Annotated in this window: 11 protein-coding genes and 1 pseudogene; 6 read left to right on the forward strand and 6 right to left on the reverse strand. The window is 71.3% G+C overall.

The window, feature by feature from the left end; all coding sequences use genetic code 11:
• Nucleotides 1-292: 292 nt before the first annotated feature.
• From ACFQRJ_RS02580 to ACFQRJ_RS02595, 4 genes and pseudogenes are all read right to left on the reverse strand, one after another.
• A pseudogene (locus ACFQRJ_RS02580) lies at nucleotides 293-712 on the reverse strand (DUF6069 family protein); the annotation flags it as partial.
• 183 nt (nucleotides 713-895) lie between these two features.
• The gene (locus ACFQRJ_RS02585; RefSeq protein WP_377016726.1) at nucleotides 896-2,449 is read right to left on the reverse strand and encodes a peptide MFS transporter; all 1,554 of its coding nucleotides are present in this window, start codon (nucleotides 2,447-2,449) and stop codon (nucleotides 896-898) included.
• A gap of 186 nt (nucleotides 2,450-2,635) precedes the next feature.
• A complete protein-coding gene (locus tag ACFQRJ_RS02590; RefSeq protein WP_377016728.1) occupies nucleotides 2,636-3,103 on the reverse strand; it encodes a DoxX family protein in 468 nt (155 codons plus the stop codon).
• A gap of 177 nt (nucleotides 3,104-3,280) precedes the next feature.
• A complete protein-coding gene (locus ACFQRJ_RS02595) occupies nucleotides 3,281-4,792 on the reverse strand; it encodes a phytoene desaturase family protein (RefSeq protein ID WP_377016730.1) in 1,512 nt (503 codons plus the stop codon).
• 183 nt (nucleotides 4,793-4,975) lie between these two features.
• Between ACFQRJ_RS02595 and ACFQRJ_RS02600 the strand changes: the two genes are divergently transcribed.
• From ACFQRJ_RS02600 to ACFQRJ_RS02615, 4 genes are all read left to right on the forward strand, one after another.
• Complete coding sequence (locus tag ACFQRJ_RS02600; RefSeq protein ID WP_377016732.1) at nucleotides 4,976-5,833, forward strand: siderophore-interacting protein; 858 nt, start codon at nucleotides 4,976-4,978, stop codon at nucleotides 5,831-5,833.
• The gene (locus tag ACFQRJ_RS02605; RefSeq protein ID WP_377016734.1) at nucleotides 5,826-6,527 is read left to right on the forward strand and encodes a DNA-3-methyladenine glycosylase I; all 702 of its coding nucleotides are present in this window, start codon (nucleotides 5,826-5,828) and stop codon (nucleotides 6,525-6,527) included. Before ACFQRJ_RS02600 ends, ACFQRJ_RS02605 begins: the two co-directional genes overlap by 8 nt.
• Before the next feature lie 145 nt (nucleotides 6,528-6,672).
• Nucleotides 6,673-8,106, forward strand: coding sequence for an O-acetylhomoserine aminocarboxypropyltransferase/cysteine synthase family protein (locus ACFQRJ_RS02610; protein ID WP_377016736.1), 1,434 nt, complete (start codon nucleotides 6,673-6,675; stop codon nucleotides 8,104-8,106).
• 62 nt (nucleotides 8,107-8,168) lie between these two features.
• Nucleotides 8,169-9,356, forward strand: a complete 1,188-nt coding sequence (locus ACFQRJ_RS02615) for an FAD-dependent oxidoreductase (RefSeq protein ID WP_377016738.1) — start codon at nucleotides 8,169-8,171, stop codon at nucleotides 9,354-9,356.
• A gap of 19 nt (nucleotides 9,357-9,375) precedes the next feature.
• Here the strand turns inward: ACFQRJ_RS02615 and ACFQRJ_RS02620 are convergent, their stop codons facing one another.
• On the reverse strand, nucleotides 9,376-10,353 hold the full coding sequence (locus tag ACFQRJ_RS02620; RefSeq protein WP_377016740.1) for an SDR family oxidoreductase: 978 nt from the start codon (nucleotides 10,351-10,353) through the stop codon (nucleotides 9,376-9,378).
• Nucleotides 10,354-10,441: 88 nt separating this feature from the next.
• On the opposite strand from ACFQRJ_RS02620, the gene ACFQRJ_RS02625 reads away from it, so the two are divergent.
• Nucleotides 10,442-11,227 (forward strand): PIG-L deacetylase family protein, encoded by a 786-nt coding sequence (locus ACFQRJ_RS02625; protein WP_377016742.1) that lies wholly within the window; start codon nucleotides 10,442-10,444, stop codon nucleotides 11,225-11,227.
• Between the two features lie 141 nt (nucleotides 11,228-11,368).
• Nucleotides 11,369-13,237, forward strand: coding sequence for a transketolase (locus ACFQRJ_RS02630; RefSeq protein WP_377016744.1), 1,869 nt, complete (start codon nucleotides 11,369-11,371; stop codon nucleotides 13,235-13,237).
• A 161-nt stretch (nucleotides 13,238-13,398) separates the two neighbouring features.
• Here ACFQRJ_RS02630 and ACFQRJ_RS02635 read toward each other — a convergent pair whose 3' ends face one another.
• The gene (locus ACFQRJ_RS02635) at nucleotides 13,399-14,871 is read right to left on the reverse strand and encodes a sugar porter family MFS transporter (protein ID WP_377016746.1); all 1,473 of its coding nucleotides are present in this window, start codon (nucleotides 14,869-14,871) and stop codon (nucleotides 13,399-13,401) included.
• Nucleotides 14,872-15,021 lie beyond the last annotated feature (150 nt).

The raw sequence follows: 15,021 nt of genomic DNA on the forward strand, positions 1-15,021 counted from the left end.
TCGTCTCCACCGGCCGCCCCTCGGGCCGGGCAGGTCGGGGCAGCGGCCGGCCGCGGGACCCGACGCGGCATCGGCACGGCCATCCGTGTCCATCGTCCTCGTATCCCGCGCAGTCATCGCGCGCAGCGCTCCGTCGTCGGCGTCGTCGGCAGTCTCGTCTCATCACGGTCGAAGGGGCGGGCCCCGGCAGAATCGCGGGCCCCGGCAGAATCGTACGCGCAGCCGCGGCTCCCGGGACCCGGGCCCATGGCGACCGCGGCTGCGGGCCGGCCTGCGCCGTGGGATCGGGCCGTCATCGGGACTCGGCCGGTCGCACCGCGGGCTCGGGACGCCCGGTGACGCCGGTGAATGCTCCCACGACCACGGCGGCCACCACGAGGTGGAGCAGGCTCAGCGTGATCGCGGCGCCGACGTCGCCGGTCATGGTGAGCGGTGAGGCCAAGGAGAGGACGGCGATGGTGACTGCGATGCCTCGCCACAGCCGTGGGCCGCGAGCCGTCCACCTCTCCAGGACTGCGAGGACGATCCAACCGAGCGCTCCGCTGAGCAGGGAGGAACCCACGACGGCAGCGAGCCCCACCGTGCGAGCACCGACGGGTCCGCCGGGGACCTCGGCGACATCGAGTTCGACGCCGAGAACGGGCACCGCGATGGTCCAGACGGCGGCGGCCATGGCGGCGGCCGCGAGCAGTCCCATGAACCGGCGGAGACGGCTGGGCCGCGCGGAGCGGGGTGGGCGTTGGTCAGGTGACTCGTGCGATCCATGTCCGCGACACTATGAGCGGCGGCACCGGTCCCGGCAGTGCGCGTTGTCCCCGGGCCGGCGGTACGAATGTCCTCGTCGAGCGGGCGGCCTCTCCCTGGGAGCGTGCAGTATCGCCCGCAGGCAGGCTGGTCAGAGCACCCCGCGCATGCCCTTGGTCACCGGCTTGGCGATGGCGAGCATGATCAGGCCGATGCCGATGGTCACCGCGCCGAGCACGCCGAAGTAGGCGACCTCGTTCTCGGGCGAGTAGAACTGCGCCAGCGCCCCGGAGAGCGAGGTGCCCAGCGCCACCGAGAGGTTGTACAGCGCCATCATCATCACCGGGAACGCCGAGGGCGCCAGCTTCGTGGCCAGGGACAGACCCACCGGGGACAGGGAGAGCTCACCGAGCGTGGCGACCAGCATGATCATCGCGACCCACAGCACCGGCACGGCGACCACGGAGGCCATGGGCAGGAACAGCACGAAGGCGGAGCCCATCAGCATGATGCCGATCGCGAACTTCACCGGGGTGCCCGGCTGGCGGCGGCCGAGCTTGGTCCACAGCGCTGCGAAGAGCGGGGCCAGGACGATGATGAAGAACGGGTTGAACGACTGCACCCATGGGATGGGCATCTCCCAGGTGGGGATGCCCAGGACGCCGAACAGCTCCCGGTCCAGCCGGCTGTCCGAGTACAGCGTGATCACGGTGAACTGCTGCTGGAACAGCGCGAAGAACGCGGCGGTCCCGATGAACAGCGGGATGAACGCCACCACCCGGGACCGCTCGTCGGCGGTGACCTTTTTCGAGATCAGCAGCATCGCGAAGATGACCACGGCGCCGGCGACGGACAGGCCCGTCATGATGTTCGCCAGATTGCCGGGGTGGATCGCGCCGGCGAGGACCAGGGCGATCACCAGGGCCACGACGCCGACGGCGACCGCCGCCCACACCGCGAACTTCGAGCGCGGCAGGGGATCCGGGACGACCTGGGCGGTGGCCGGCAGGCCACCACGGGTGAGGACGTACTGGGTCAGTCCGATGGCCATGCCGGCCGCGGCGAGGCCGAAGCCGAGGTGGAAGCCCCACTGCTGCTGGGCGAAACCGGTGATCAGCGGGCCGAACAGGCCGCCGATGTTCACACCCATGTAGTAGATCGAGAAGCCCGCGTCACGGCGCGTGTCCCTCACGTCGTACAGCGAACCGACCAGGGTCGCTGCGGTCGCCTTGAGCCCGCCGGAGCCGACGCCCACCAGCAGCAGACCGGCGATCAGACCCGGGACGCCCGGCACCAGCGCGAGTGCGATGTGGCCGAGCATGATCATCACGGCGCTGATGAACAGCGTCTTCTCCGGGCCCAGCAGGCGGTCGGAGACCAGCGCGCCGATGATGCAGAAGATGTAGACGGAGCCGCCGTAGGCGCCGACGATGCTCGCCGCCACCGTCTCGTCGATCCCGAGCCCGCCGCGGGTGACCTCGAAGTACATGTACAGCGCGAGGATGCCCTGCATGCCGTAGAAGCTGAAGCGCTCCCACAGCTCGACGCTGAAGAGGTTCGCCAGCGGGCGCGGCTGTCCGAGGAAGGTCTTGCCCGAAGGATTGTGCAGATCCTTCTCGCCGGTGGCGACGGCGGTCGCGCCACCGTCGCCGCCCGGCTGATCGGGCAGCGGCGCGGTCGGATCGGGGGTGTCGGAAGAATTCACGGTGAGCGATCCTGCGCCAGATACGGCGCGCGCGGCAATGTCACCGGCGCGGATGTGACGAAGCTGTCGGCGTGATGGGGCTCATGAAACGGGCATTCCCGGGCACGCCGGGAGAGCTCATCGCGCGGGCGACCCGGCCACCGGCGGCTGTCTGTCACCGGCAGCAGCCGGGCCGCCCCGGATGGTTCAGGACGCCGAGGCGGAGCGCGCCGAGCTGCGCCGTCCCGTCGAGCCGCCGCCGACGAAGCGGTCCAGGGCGATCGTTCCGGGGCCGACGGCGGCGAGCACGAGTGCGGAGACGCCGAGGACGCCGACGAGCTCCCAGCCACCCTCGGCCACGAACAGCCCGGCGGGAACGTGGACCATGAAGGCGGCCACGGCCATGTCGACGGCGAGGACCACGCCGGCGAGCCCGGTGAACAGGCCCAGGATCAGCAGCGCGCCGCCGATCAGTTCGGCGAAGGCGACGACCGGCGCGGCGATCCCGGGAGCGGGAATGCCCATGCCCTCGAATCCCTGGGTGGTCGCCCCGAGTCCGTTCTGGCCGATCTTCTGCCATCCGTGCGCCATGAAGACGACGCCGACGACGAGCCGAGCGATCAGGAGTGCGGGGTCACGGAGGGCAGGGAAGCGGGATGCGGAGGAAGAGGCCATGTGAGCGTCCTTTCGGGGGACAGAGCGGCACCCGGAGGCTCCGGGTGGCCTCCACGGTAGAAGAAAGATCAATCAGGACTCCACCCCGGGCCGTCGGCAGAACTCACCGCACGGAGTGGGCGCGCTGGATCAGCGGGCCGGCACGCTCAGGTGCGCAGGCGCCTGGTACTCAGCCGCTCAGGCAGTCGGCGGGGCCGAACCGGCGGGGCCCAGATCCGGCAGCTCGTCGATCCCGAACTCGCGCTGCAGCACGCGCTGCGCGGCGTGCCAGCCGCTCATGCCGTGGACCCCCGGGCCGGGCGGGGTGGCCGCCGAGCAGAGGTACCAGCCGGTCTCTGCCAGCCGGTACGGATCCCACCGTGCGGTGGGGCGGGCGATCATGTCGGCCATCGTCACCCGGCCCATGGAGATGTCCCCGCCGACCAGAGCAGGATTGTGCTCGGCCATGTCCGCGGCACAGACCCCACGGGAGGCGACGACCACGTCGCGGAACCCCGGCGCGAAGCGCTCGATCTGGCGGATGACCAGCTCTGTCGGGTCCGTGGTGTCTCCGGCCGGCACGTGCGCGTATGCCCACACGGGGCGGAGACCGTCGTGGATCCGGCCAGGATCGGCGATCGAAGGATCGCTGACCAGGGTCACGGGGCGCGCGGGAACCCGGCCCGCGGCGACGTCGGCCTCGGCGGCAGCCATCTGCTCCCGGGTGCCGCCGAGATGCTGGGTCCCGGCGCGGGCCACGTCGGGATCGCGCCAGGGCACCGGGCCGGAGAGGACGAAGTCGACCTTCGCGGCGGCGTTGCCGTGCGGAAAGCGGCGCAGGGAGCGCTCGAGGGAGCGGGGCAGACGGTTGGCGAGGATGTCCGCCGCCGCCCCGGCAGGCGTGTCGAGCAGGACCGCGCGGGCGGGTGGGACGTCGCGCCAGGTTCGCACGCGGTGGCCGGTGCGGATCTGCCCGCCGTGCTCGCGCAGGTCCGCGGCCAGCGCGTCGATGATCGTCTGGGAGCCGCCGACGGGGATCGGCCAGCCGGTGCCGTGGGCGAGCGTGCCCAGCAAGGACGCCGTCGCACTGAGGCCCAGGGAGGGCATGCGGCCGATGGCGTGCGCGGCGACGCCGCCGAGCAGTGCGCGCGCCCGATCCGTGCGGAAGGGGAGATCCCAGGCCGGCGTCCCCTGGGCCCCGAGCAGCGCACCGAACAGCGGTGCCACCGCAAGGGTGCGCGGGGTCAGGGCCGCTGGTGGCACCGAGCGCTTGTCGCCGAGGGCGAGCTGGACCACCAGCTCCCAGTTCCTCGACAGCGTTCCCAGGGTCGCGCGCCAGGCCGTCCCGTCGGCGCCGAGCCCGTCGGCCGTGCGCTCGACGTCATGCCAGGCGATCGCCGCCGGTTCGTCATCCAGCGGCTGCGCGTAGGAGGCCTCCGGGGCGACCATGGTCACGCCGCGGGAGGCGATGTCGAACGCGCGGAAGAAGGGGCTCGCCAGCGCCATGGGCTGGACCGCCGAGCAGATGTCGTGCACCAGCCCGGGGGCGAGCTCCAGATCGAGGGTCCGGGCTCCGCCTCCGACGGTCTCCTGCGCCTCGAGCACCTCGACCGTGAGCCCGGCCCGGGCCAGGGTGACGGCAGCGGCCAGGCCGTTGGGGCCGGAGCCGACGACGACGGCGTCGACCTCGGGCGAAGGGGATGCGCTCACAACGGTGAGCCTACGCGGAACCGCTCCGGTCGGACAGGTCCGGAACGCACTGTCGCGCGGGGTCCCGATCTGTTCGTCCGCACGGAACTGATCGGAACCGACACGGCGGTCGGGGCCGCAGCGGGGCGCGGGCCGCCCCGGGCAACTATTTACGAAACAGGGTCGTCGCGTAATGTGGGACGCATGGAGAGCACCTCAGCCGGATCCGCGTCCACCGCCACCGCACAGCGCGGACCCACGCGACCGCGGAAGCAGGCCGTGCTGGAGGTGACGGGCAAGACCCGCATCTCGCCCCGACTGCTGCGGGTCACGCTGGGCGGTCAGGAGTACTCGCAGCTGAACCGCAACGATCACACCGACGCCTACGTCAAGCTGCTGATCGCCGATCCGGCCGCCGGGCTGCAGCCTCCCTACGACCTCGACGCGCTGCGAGAGCAGCACCCGGATCTGCTGCCCGCCCGGCGTACCTACACCGTGCGCCACTGGGACGACGAGGCCCGGAGCCTGGATATCGACGTGGTCCTCCACGGCGACGGGGAGGACAGCGGCGTGGCCGCACGCTGGGCCGACGGCGCGCTTCCCGGTGACCGCATCGCCCTGATGGGCGCCGGCGGCGACTACACGCCGGCCGCCTCCACGGAGTCCCACCTGCTGATCGGCGACCACGCCTCCCTGCCCGCCATCGCGGCGTCCCTCGAGGCCATGGACCCCTCCGCCACCGGCGTGGCACTGATCCACCTCGATCACGACGAGGACCAGCTCGACCTGCCCCACCCGGCAGGGATCGAGCTGCGCTGGGTGATCGGGGCCCGCGAGCAGCTGCTGGAGGAGGTCTCCGCGCTCGATCTCTCCGTCCCCGAGCGCTTCGGGGTCTTCTGCCATGCCGAGCGGGGCCTGACCAAGCAGCTGCGCCGGATCCTGGTCAAGGAGGCCGGCATTCCGCGTGAGCAGGTCTCGATCTCCGCCTACTGGGCGCTGGGCCGCATCGAGGACCAGTTCCAGGCCGAGAAGCGCGAGCCGATCGGCGCGATCGATGACTGAACCCGGCCCGAGCTCCCCGGCGGGTCCGGGGGCCGAGGCGCCGGCGCCCGTCCCCGCAGTGGTGGTGGGACCGGACGGGCTCGCCCGGCCCACGTGGGCCTCCGTGCACGACGACCTGCGGGAGTACTACGACACCGAATGGGGCATGCCCGTCCGCGACGAACGCGGAGTCTTCGAGAGACTCGCCCTCGAGGGCTTCCAGTCGGGCCTGAGCTGGGCGACGATCCTGCGTCGGCGCGAGGGCTTCCGCCGGGCCTTCGCCGGGTTCGAGGTCGAGGCGGTCGCAGCTTTCACGGCGCAGGATGTGGAGCGGCTGCTCACCGACACCGGCATCATCCGCCACCGCGGCAAGATCCAGGCCACGATCTCCAACGCGCGCGCAACCATCGACCTGCGCAGCGCCGAGGGGATCGGCGCCCGTGGCGACCTCGGCCCCGGGGCGAGCCTCGCCGACCTCGTGTGGTCCTACCGTCCCGAGCGCACCCCGATGCCCACGACGCCCGCCGATGTTCCCACCACCAGCGCCGAGTCGATCGCCGCCGCCAAGGAGCTGAAGCGTCGTGGGTTCCGCTTCGTCGGCCCGACGACGATGTTCGCGCTGATGGAGGCGCTCGGGATCGTCGACACCCACCTCGTCGGCTCCCATCGCCGCGGCACCTCCGGCGTCTGGGCGGCGGACGGCACCCCGGCCTGAGCCCAGACCCCGCAGCGGCCTCCTGTCCGTCGGCCGTCCGAAACAGTTCGTCACAGTCCTCGTCGCCAGGACGAAGCGTCCTCGATCCTGACAGGACCGCGATCGAACCGAGGTCGCCGATGAACGACGCACCAGGGAGGCCCTTGTGAGCACCGCAGCGATACACGCCGGGTGGCGAGGCGACGACACCCATGGCGCCGTCGTGCCTCCTGTCTACTCCACCAGCGCCTACGCCCACCGCGACCACAGCTCCCTGAAGGACCTGTTCGCCCGGCGCTGCGAGGGCTTCGCCTACTCACGATCGGGGAACCCCACCACAGCCGTGCTCGAGGAGCGGATCACCGCGCTCGAGGGCGGGATCGGAGCGATCGCCGTGGCCAGCGGACAGGCGGCCACCACGATCGCCCTGTGCGCCCTGCTCGAGCCCGGCAGCCACGTGGTCGCCTCCGAGCTGCTGTACGGCGGCACCACCGAGTTCCTCGACGACACCCTGGCCGACCTCGGGGTCACCACCACCACGGTCGACCCCTGGGACCTGAACGCGTGGGAACAGGCCATCACGCCGCAGACCCGCGCGGTCCTGGTCGAGTCCATCGCCAACCCGGGCGCCCAGCTGGTCGACCTCGATGCCATCAGCGCCATCGCCCACGCCCGCGACGTGCCCGTGGTCGTCGACTCCACCCTGGCCAGTCCGGCGCTCTACCGCCCGGGCGAGCACGGGGCGGACATCGTCGTCCACTCCGCCACGAAGTACCTCTGCGGCCACGGCACCACCATCGCCGGGCTGATCGTCGACACCGGCAGCTTCGACCCGCGCCGATGTCCCGAGCGGTGGCAGCGGCTGACCACCCCCAATCGCCGGTTCGGCGTCACCTTCGCCGACGAGTACGACGGCGGCTGCTCCGGCTTCCTCGCCTACGCGCGCGCCAAATACGTCACCGACTTCGGCGCCACCCTTCCCGCGGCCAGCGCCCAGCAGATCCTCGTCGGCATCGAGACCCTCGACCTGCGGATGCGCAAGATCAGCGCCGACGCCGCAGCCCTGGCGGCTCGGCTGCACGGCTCCGCCGGGCTCACGCGGGTCAACCACCCGAGCATCCCGGGCCGGCCCGACGCCGCCGTCGCCGACCGCGACTTCCCTCGCGGGACCTCCGGCGTGTTCTCGCTCGAGCTCGACGGGGGAGAGGCGGCCGCCGCGGCCTTCTGCGATGCGCTGACGCTGTGGACCCTCGCCGTGAACATCGGTGATGCGCGCTCCCTGGTGTGCCACCCCGCCACCACCACCCACTCCCATCTCACCGAGGTCCAGCGCCTCGCCTGCGGCGTCGGCCCGGGCACCGTGCGCCTCAGCGTCGGTCTCGAGGACCTCGAGGATCTCGCCGCCGATCTCGAGCGCGGCCTGGCGGCGGCCCGGGCAGCCGTCCCTGGAACCGTCTCCGCCTCCCGGAGCGCGAGCATCGACGATCCGGATGGTCGGCCGGTCACCTCCTCCACGCCGGCAGAGGCCCCGGGGCCCTCAGAGCTCTCGCAGCCGCCGGTGCCCTCGTCCCAGAACGCCGTACCCGCCCCTCAGAGGTGACACAGCTCGCCTCCCGGAACAGCGCAAGCGGCCGGGAGGTTCGAGGGGGTGTGGAGACCTCCGTGCGCACCGCCGACGTCGTGGTGATCGGGGCCGGGCAGGCCGGCCTGTCCGTCGCCTATCACCTGCTGCGTCGTGGGGTGCGTCCCGCAGCCGGCGCCGACCGGCAGACCGCGGACGCGCTCGGGGAGAACCCGGTTCCGGGCGTGGGGACCTTCGTGGTACTGGATGCCGAGACGGGCCCGGGCGGGGCCTGGCGCCACCGCTGGGAGAGCCTGACCATGGCCACCGTCAACGGCATCCGCGAACTGCCCGGCATGCCCCGGGTGGACGCCGCTGCCGACGTGTCCGCGCGCCGTGCGGTACCCGACTACTTCGCGGACTTCGAGCAGCGCTTCGAGGTCCCCGTCGAACGCCCCGTCCGCGTGACGCTGGTCGAGGAGGACCCGTCCGCCGACGCCGCCACTGATGCCGACGTCGGTCCCCGCCGCGACTCGGGCTCCGGGGCGGGCCGTGCCCCGCTGCTGGTCCACTCCGTCGGCGCCGACGGCACGCCTCGGGCACCGATCCGCACCCGCGCGGTCCTCAACGCCACCGGGACCTGGACCCGGCCGTTCCGGCCCGCCTACCCGGGGGCCGGAGACTTCCGGGGCCGTCAGCTGCACACCGTGGACTATGTGCGCGCCGAGGACTTCGCGGGGCAACGCGTCGCAATCGTCGGCGGCGGTATCAGCGCCCTCGGTCACCTGCAGGAGATCGCCGAGGTCGCGACCACCTTCTGGTACACCCGCCGGGAGCCACGCTTCGAGGACCGGCCCTTCACCGAGGAGTTCGGTCGGGAGGCCGTGGCAGCAGTCAGCGAGCGCGTGGCCCGCGGACTGCCGGTGCGGAGCGTCGTCTCCGCGACCGGATTGGTGTGGACTCCGGCTCTGCGCGAGGCCCAGCGTCGCGGCATCCTCGAACGTCGTCCCATGTTCACCCGCATCACCGAGGACGAGGTTCTCGAGGCCGACGGGAGCGAGACCCCTGTGGACGTGATCCTGTGGGCCACGGGGTTCCGGCACGAGCTGCGACATCTCAGCCCACTTGGGCTGCACAACGAGCACGGCGGGATCTCCCTCGAGGGCACCGCCGTGGCGGGCGATGCCCGTGTCCATCTGCTCGGGTACGGACCGAGCGCCTCGACCATCGGTGCGAACCGGGCAGGTCGCACCGCCGTCCGGGACCTGATGCGCGCTTTCGCCGCGTGAGGACGCGGCGCGCGCCGGTTCAGGCCCCGTAGCGCTCGATCAGCCGGTCCAGCGCGGCATCCAGTTCCGGGTCGGTCTCCTGGCGCAGATCGTCGGTGAGGTACCACTCGACGATCTCGCGCGAACCCTCGGAGAAGGGTGTGGTCGCTTCCCAGCCGGGGACCAGCTGCTTGATGCGGGAGTTGTCGAACAGGACCGAATGGGCCTTGTCGCCGACCAGGCCCGGCCCGATCGACGGGATCTCCCGCGCGATCGCCTCCGACGTCACGTGGACGATGTCGACCTCTCGTCCCAGGGCGCGGCCGAGCTGCCGCGCGATCTGGTCCCAGGTCAGCGACTCATCGCTGGTGATGTGCACAGCCTGGCCGATGGCGTGGGGATTGCCGAACAGGCCCACGAAGGCCCTGGCGAAGTCATGGGAGTGCGTCAGCGTCCACCAGCTGGTGCCATCGCCGTGGATCACGATCGGCCGGCCGTCCAGGATGCGCCGGAGGGTGGCCCACTTGCCCTCCAGGGGGATCAGGGAGGGGCCGTAGGTGTGGCTGGGCCGCACGATCGTCATCGGGAATCCCGTCTCCCGGTAGGCCGCGACCAGCAGGTCCTCGCTGGCGATCTTGTCGCGGGCGTACTTCCAGAACGGGTTGCGCAGCGGGGTGGATTCGACGATCGGCAGCTGCGCGATCGGCTTCTGATACGCGGAGGCGCTGGAGATGTAGAGATACTGCTCGGTGCGGCCCGCGAAGATGCGGATGTCGTCGGCCGCCTGCTGCGGACTGAACGCACGGAAGTTCGCGACCACATCGAAGGTCCGGGAGCCGACAGCCGCCTCGAGCGAGGAGGGATCCCCGGCATCCCCGACGAGCGTCTCCACACCCTCGGGCACGGGGGAGCGCCCACGATTGAGGACCGTGACCTCATGGCCGCGCTCCAGCGCGACCCGGGTGACGTAGGAGCTGATGTTTCCGGTTCCACCGATGAGCAGGATACGCATGCTCATCACGCTACCGTCGGTGCTCCCTGGTGGCTACGGTGAGAGCAGGCCCCGCGCAGTCATGCGCAGCCCTGCACAGTCCTGAGGAGCACAGATGCCCACCGACCCCTCGCCCGGCGGCACCCTGACCACGGAACCGTCCCCGCTGCCGCCGCTGCCCGAGCATGATCTGCGCCGGGTGCTGTGCATCGTGGCCCATCCCGATGACATGGAGTACGGAGCCTCGTCCGCGGTCGCCGCGTGGACGGCAGCCGGCGTCGAGGTGACCTATCTGCTGCTGACCCGCGGCGAGGCCGGGATGGCCGATGCCCCCGAGATCATCGCCCCGCTGCGGGCGACGGAGCAGCGTCGCGCCTGCGACATCGTCGGCGTCGGCGACCTGCGCATCCTCGAGCACCCCGACGGCATGCTCGAGCCGAGCCTCGCCCTGCGCCGCGACGTCGCCCGGACGGTGCGGCAGGTACGCCCGGACCTCGTGCTGACCGCCAACTTCGACCTCGAGGCCTACGGCAGCCTGAACCAGGCCGATCACCGCGCCGCCGGGCTCAGCGCCGCCGACGGCACCCGGGATGCCGCCAATCCCTGGGTCTTCCGCGAACTGCATGAGCACGAGGCACTCGCCCCCTGGCAGGCGCGCGCCCTCCTGGTGGTCGGCCATCCCGAGCCCACGCACGCCAAGACCGTCGACGGCGATCACGTCCGGGCCGCCGTCGCCTCTCTCGGCGCCCACGAGGCCTACCTCGAGCACGTCACCGGCCATCCGGCCCCCGGCGACTTCATCCCCGAGATCCTGCGGGCCGGGGGAGAGGCGGCCGGCGCCGAGTACGCCGTCACGCTGCGAGTCCACGACCTCGGCGGCCTGGAACCGCCGACGGCGTGACGGCTCTGACCGCCTGGTCGCACCGCGGCATTGCCGCACCGGGATCCGGCTCCTAGGGTTATCAGCACACAGGACGACGAGCCACGGACCCGTCGGCGGCGTCCCGATACTCTCCGCCCCGGGGTCCGGGAAGGAGAAGACATGACCACGTCCATCCAGGAGAACTCCGACCTCGACCAGGTCCGCGAGCTCGCCGCGCAGCTGCGCGTCGATTCCGTCCGCGCCTCCACCAGCGCCGGCTCCGGGCACCCCTCCTCGAGCATGTCCGCCGCAGACATCCTGGCGACGCTGACCTCGAGGCACCTCCGCTACGACTGGGATCAGCCCGATGCCCCCGGAAACGACCACCTGGTCTTCTCCAAGGGGCACGCCTCCCCGCTGCTGTACTCGGTGTACAAGGCCGTCGGAGTCGTCTCCGACGATGAACTGATGAACGGCTACCGCCGCTTCGATCATCGGCTCGAAGGCCACCCCACCCCCGCACTGCCCTGGGTCGACGTCGCCACCGGCTCCCTCGGACAGGGCCTGCCCGACGCGGTCGGCATCGCACTGGCCGGCAAGTACCTCGAGAAGGCCCCCTACCGCGTGTGGGTGCTGTGCGGCGACAGCGAGATGGCCGAGGGCTCGATGTGGGAGGCGCTGGCCACGGCGTCCCACTACGAGCTGACGAACATGGTCACCATCGTCGACGTCAACCGGCTGGGCCAGCGCGGTGAGACCGCCCTGGGCTGGGACCTGGAGACCTACGCCGCACGGGTGGAGGCCTTCGGCGCCCGCGCCGTCCAGATCGACGGGCACGACCTCGAGCAGATCGACGAGGCCCTCGCCCTGATCGACGAAGACCCCGAGCGTCCCCTGGTGATCCTCGCCAAGACCGTCAAGGGCAAGGGCTACACGCCGATGGAGGACGCCCTGGACTGGCACGGCAAGCCGTTGCCGGAGGACAAGTCCCGCGAGGCGATCGAGGAGCTCGGCGGCGAGCGGAACCTGCAGGTGCGCGGCCCGAAGCCGCCCGAGGTCCAGCGCCCCGACCTCAGCACCGGCCAGGTCGAGCTGCCCACGTTCGACAAGGGCGAGGAGATCGCCACCCGCAAGGCCTACGGTGCGGGCCTGGCCGCCGTCGCGGCGGCGGACCAGCGCGTGGTGGCGCTGGACGGCGAGGTCTCCAACTCCACCGGTGCCGCCACCTTCGTCGACGAGTACCCGGACCGCTTCTTCGAGATGTTCATCGCCGAACAGCAGATGGTCGCCGCCGCCACCGGCCTGTCCACGCGCGGATACGTCGCCTTCGCCTCGTCGTTCGCGGCGTTCCTCACCCGCGCGGCGGACTTCATCCGCATGGCCCCGGTCTCCCAGGCGGACCTGCGGCTGGTCGGCTCGCATGCCGGCGTCGAGATCGGAGCCGACGGTCCCTCCCAGATGGCGCTGGAGGATCTCGCCCTGTTCACCGCGACGCAGGGATCGACCGTGCTGTACCCCTCCGACGCCACGTCGACGGTCGCGCTGGTCGAGCAGATGGCGGCCACCTCGGGCGTCAGCTACCTCCGCACCACTCGCGGCGGCTACCCCGTCCTGTACGAGGCGGGGGAGACCTTCCCCGTGGGCGGGTCCAAGACGGTGCGCAGCTCCGACAGCGACGACGTCACGATCATCGGCGCCGGCGTGACCGTGCACGAGGCGCTCTCGGCGGCGGAGACCCTCGGTGAGCAGGGCACCCGTGCCCGTGTCATCGACGCGTACTCGATCAAGCCGATCGACGTGGAAGGGATCCGGGCGGCGGTGGAGGCCACCGGTGGTCGCGTGGTGGTGGTCGAGGACCATCACCACGAGGGCGGCCTCGGCGCCGCCGTGCTGGCGGCCCTGGCGACTGCGCCGATCAATGATCTCCACTTCGAGCACCTCGCCGTCGACGGTGTGCCCGGCTCCGGCACCACGGCGGAGCTGCTCGGGTGGGCCGGGATCGACGCCGAGCACATCGCCAGCGCGGCCCGGAGCCTGCTGGAGGCCTGAGAGCCGCCGTCCTCTGCGCCAGCGCCGTCCTGTCGACGACCGGTGAGGCAGTCCCCGGCGCACGGAGCGGGCCGACGAAGACGGACCGGCGCAGACGGACCGACTCAGACGAAGAGCCGCCCCTGATCATGGATCAGGGGCGGCTCTCTGCATGCGGCGGGTCAGGTGCTGCTGGAGCCGCTGCGCTCCCGGCCGAGCTTCAGGTCGTCCATGTCCTCGAGCTCGCGATCCTTGGTCTCCGGCACCCGCAGGAACACGAAGAGGAAACTGACCAGGGCGAACGCCGCGTACAGGCCGTAGGCGAAGGTCAGTCCGATGTTGGAGAGCATCGGGAAGGTGGTCGAGACCGCCCAGTTCGCGGCCCACTGCGCGGCGGCCGCCACGGCCAGCGCGGAGGCACGGATCCGGTTGGGGAAGATCTCTCCCAGCAGCACCCACACCAGCGGGCCCCACGTCGTGCCGAAGAAGATCACGAACGAGTTGGCGCCGATCAGGGCGATGATCGACCAGGGCTGCTCCAGCGTGACGCTCTCGGCGCCGTCGGTGGCGTGGGCGAAGGAGAAGGCCAGCGCCATCACCCCGAGCGAGACGGTCATCCCGGCGGATCCCACGAGCAGCATGATCCGTCGGCCGACCCTGTCCACCAGGATGATCGCGAGGATCGTGGCGAGGATGTTGATGACGGACGTGATGGTGCTGGTCAGCAGCGCCTGGGACTCCTCGAAACCGACCGAGCGCCACAGCGTGGTGGAGTAGTAGAAGATGACGTTGATGCCCACCAGCTGCTGGAACAGGGAGAGCAGGATGCCGATCCACACGATCGGCTTGAGACCGAAGCTGCCCCCGAGCAGATCGCGGAAGCTCTCCTTCTTCTCGCGCTCCAGCGAGTGCTGGATCTGCTGGATCTTCAGGTTCACATCGAGTTCACCGGTGAAGTCGTAGAGCACCTTGGAGGCCTTGTCGCGCTCGCCCTTGCCCACCAGGAAGCGGGGGGACTCGGGCAGGAACAGGGCCATGACGCCGTAGACGGCGGCCGGGATCGCTTCGATCACGAACATCCATCGCCAGGCGCTGACCCCGAACCACAGGGTCTCGGCCGCGCCGCCGGCGACCCCGGCCAGCAGCGCGTTGGACAGCAGCGCGACGAAGATGCCGAGCACGATCGCCAGCTGCTGCAGCGACCCGAGGCGGCCGCGGAATCGGGCCGGTGCGACCTCGGCGATGTACGCCGGGGCGATGACGCTCGCGGCGCCGACCCCCAGCCCGCCGATCATGCGCCAGATGATGAGGTCGACGACCCCGACGGCGAAGCCCGAGCCGAGCGCGGAGACGAAGAAGAGGCTCGCGGCGACCACCATGACGGTGATGCGCCCGTAGCGGTTGGCGAGACTGCCGGCGAACCATGCGCCCACGGCGCACCCGATCAGAGCGGAGGAGACGGCGAAGCCGGTGAGGCCCGCGCCGAGCTCGAAGTCGGCGGAGAGCGCATCGACGGCACCATTGATCACCGAGGTGTCGAAACCGAAGAGGAATCCGCCGACTGCGGCGGCCACGCTGATCACGATCACCTTCGGGTTCAGGTGCGTAGCCTGCGTCTCGCTCGACGAGCCGGTGGGCTGATCTGCTGAGGACATGGGACAGCTGCCTCCCGTGCGGGGACGATGAGCCGGGCCAGGCTACCGGCCCCCGATGCGTGGCGTGGGGATCAAGACCGGACGGTCGAGGCGTCGCGAGGGGGACCACCACCGGGGCGGATCCCCACCGGGTCCCGCCGGATGTGTCCG

The organism is Brachybacterium sp. GCM10030252 (assembly GCF_042666535.1).
In the GTDB taxonomy this organism is placed as follows: Bacteria; Actinomycetota; Actinomycetes; order Actinomycetales; family Dermabacteraceae; genus Brachybacterium.